Here is a 2,820-nt window from a genome sequence, read left to right on the forward strand (position 1 = left end):
AGGCGAGTTGATCCTGCGGCCCCGGCTGACGCTCAGCCGGCCGCAGGGGCGTCCGTGCCGAGCCTGCGCGCCAGATCGGCGATCGCCTCGGGGCCGACCCGGCAGCAGCCGCCGATCAGCCGGGCTCCGGCCCGCTCCCACCCCGCCACCCGGTCGGCGGAGAATGTCGCGTCCCCGCGCCACGCCCGCGCATCCGCGTCCCAGCTCTCCCCGCTGTTCGGGTACACCACGACCGGTTTGCCGGTGACGCGGGCCGCCAGTTCCACCGCACGGTCGGCGTCCTGGGGGTCACAGCAGTTCACCCCCACCGCGATCACCTCGTCCGCCTCCGCGGCGAGCGCAAACGCCTCGTCGAGGGGCTGCCCTGCCCGGGTGCGCTCCCCGGCGACGCTGTACGAGAGCCATACGGGCACCCCGAGCCCGCGTACGGCCCTCAGGAGCGCCCGCGCCTCGTCCGCGTCCGGCACGGTCTCCAGCGCCAGTACGTCGGGCCCTGCGGCGGCCAGCACCTCCAGCCGGGGCCGGTGGAAGGCCTCAAGCTCCGCCACGCTCAGCCCGTACCGGCCCCGGTACTCCGAGCCGTCGGCGAGCATCGCCCCGTACGGACCGACGGAGGCGGCCACCCAGAGCGGCCGGTCCGCCGCCGCCCGCCGCGCGGCCTCCCGCGCCAACTCCACGCTGAGGGCGATCAGTTCGGCGGCCCGCCCGCGACCGATCCCGCGCTGCGCGAACCCCTCGAAGGTGGCCTGGTAACTCGATGTGATGGCGACGCTCGCCCCCGCGTCGAAGTAGGCGAGGTGCGCCGCGACGATCGCCTCCGGTTCCTCGGCGAGCAACCGCGCCGACCACAAGCCGTCGCTCAGATCGTGTCCGGCGGACTCGAGCTGGTTGGAGAGGCCGCCGTCCAGGACGACGGTGCCTGCGGCGAGCGCACGGGAGAGCGCCGGTGTGCTGGTCATGTCGCCGACGCTACCTCGGGGAAACCGCAGCGAAACCCGGCCGAACCCGGACCTTCCTACACTTCGGAATCCGAGGTACCGGGGAGAGCGTCGGGGAAGGATGCCTGGGGCCCTGTCGCAGGGAGGCGTCCATGGCACTGATTCTGCCGTTCCGTGCGCAGCAGGATCGTCCGCCCGCGGAGGAGACCGCGCTGCGGTTCCGTACGGTGCACGGCTACCGCCGTGCGTACCGCATGGCGGGGGAGGGCCCGGCCGTCCTGCTGATCCATGGCATCGGCGACTCCTCGTCGAGCTGGGACCGGCTGATCGGGCCGCTCGCCCAGCGGCACACCGTCATCGCCCCCGACCTGCTCGGGCACGGCCACTCGGACAAACCGCGCGCCGACTACTCGGTGGCCGCCTACGCCAACGGGATCCGCGACCTCATCGGCGTGCTCGGCATCGAGCGGGTGACCCTGGTGGGGCACTCCTTCGGCGGCGGGGTCGCGATGCAGTTCGCGTACCAGTTCCCGGAGCGGGTCGACCGCCTGGTCCTGGTGAGCACCGGGGGTGTGGGGAGGCAGGTCACCCCCGTACTGCGGGCGGCGACCCTGCCGGGCGCCGACCTGGTGCTGTCCCTGCTGAAGCTCCCCGGCGCCCGCGCCCAGGTGCGGCTGGCCGTGAAGGTCCTCCAGCTGCTCGACAGCGGGCTCGGTCTCGACGCGCCCGATCTGATCCGGGTGGTCGACGCGCTGCCCGACGCCCGCTCCCGCAGCGCCTTCACCCGCACGCTGCGGGCCGTCGTCGACTGGCGCGGACAGGTCGTCACCATGCTGGACCGCTGCTATCTGTCCCAGGGGATCCCGACGCTGCTGGTGTGGGGCGCACGGGACTCCGTCCTGCCGGTACGGCACGCGCACACGGCGTACGAGGCGATGCCCGGCAGCCGCCTGGCGGTCTTCCAGGCCGCGGGGCACTTCCCGCACCACAGCGAACCGGACCGGTTCCAGACCTTGATCGAGGAGTTCATCGCGGCCACGGCCCCCGGCGACTGGAGCGTGGAGGAGTGGCGGGGGCTGCTGCGGGCGGGCCGCCCCGGCAGCGAGGTGGGGCAGCCGGACGACGCGTTCAACCGCTCCGTGGAGCGCGACTACCGGGAGGCGAGCGAGCGCAGTGCCACCTAGCGAACCTCCTGAGATCGACACCATACGTGTGAGTACAAGCCGTGCTCAGACGCTTGCGCCGTGCTACTGTCGACGTAGTTGCAGTTGTGGTTCCCATAGACTTCAAGTGCCTTGATGGGAGTTCTCCATCAGGCGCTTTTGTTTTTCCGGGGCAATCATCGCGGCGACGCCGGGGCTCGCACAGTGCGGGCTCCGGGGCACAGCCCCGAAGGAGAATTTGACATGGCTACTGGCACCGTGAAGTGGTTCAACGCGGAAAAGGGCTTCGGCTTTATTGAGCAGGAGGGTGGCGGCCCCGACGTCTTCGCCCACTACTCCAACATCGCCACCCAGGGCTTCCGTGAGCTTCAGGAAGGCCAGAAGGTGAACTTCGATGTCACCCAGGGCCAGAAGGGCCCGCAGNNCTTCGGGTGCGGGCCCCAGCTCGTTGTTTCTCCCAGAAAAACCGGTTCGTACTTGCAATTCCCCGGCCATTTGATCGCGGCCCGGAATTCCTCGATACGTGCCATATCGAGGAAGGGTTCTCCGTGAACCGTAATGCTCGCACGAACAACAACCGATATTCAGGCAATTCAGGAAATTCAGGTGCCCGCAAGGGTGGCTCGAGCCGACGCCCCGCCGCACTGCAGGGAGAGTTCGCGCTCCCGGTCAGCGTCACCCCCGCCCTGCCCCCGGCAGAGGCCTTCGCCGACCTGGAC

Annotated in this window: 2 protein-coding genes and 2 pseudogenes; 3 read left to right on the forward strand and 1 reads right to left on the reverse strand. The window is 70.5% G+C overall.

Annotated elements, in window-relative coordinates:
- Positions 1-32 precede the first annotated feature (32 nt).
- The gene (mmuM, locus tag J0695_RS36045; protein ID WP_206968992.1) at positions 33-959 is read right to left on the reverse strand and encodes a homocysteine S-methyltransferase; all 927 of its coding nucleotides are present in this window, start codon (positions 957-959) and stop codon (positions 33-35) included.
- Between the two features lie 131 nt (positions 960-1,090).
- Between mmuM and J0695_RS36050 the strand changes: the two genes are divergently transcribed.
- The 3 genes and pseudogenes from J0695_RS36050 to J0695_RS45535 form a co-directional block, all read left to right on the forward strand.
- Complete coding sequence (locus tag J0695_RS36050; protein ID WP_206968993.1) at positions 1,091-2,122, forward strand: alpha/beta fold hydrolase; 1,032 nt, start codon at positions 1,091-1,093, stop codon at positions 2,120-2,122.
- Between the two features lie 222 nt (positions 2,123-2,344).
- A pseudogene (locus J0695_RS36055) lies at positions 2,345-2,524 on the forward strand (cold-shock protein); the annotation flags it as partial.
- A 125-nt stretch (positions 2,525-2,649) separates the two neighbouring features.
- A pseudogene (locus tag J0695_RS45535) lies at positions 2,650-2,820 on the forward strand (DEAD/DEAH box helicase); the annotation flags it as partial.

It is taken from the genome of Streptomyces beijiangensis (genome assembly GCF_017315755.1).
In the GTDB taxonomy this organism is placed as follows: Bacteria; Actinomycetota; Actinomycetes; order Streptomycetales; family Streptomycetaceae; genus Streptomyces; species Streptomyces beijiangensis.

Coding starts and splice junctions, on each gene's coding strand:
- mmuM (WP_206968992.1), bottom strand. CDS start 959: ATGACCAGCACACCGGCGCTCTCCCGTGCGCTCGCCGCAGGCACCGTC.
- J0695_RS36050 (WP_206968993.1), top strand. CDS start 1,091: ATGGCACTGATTCTGCCGTTCCGTGCGCAGCAGGATCGTCCGCCCGCG.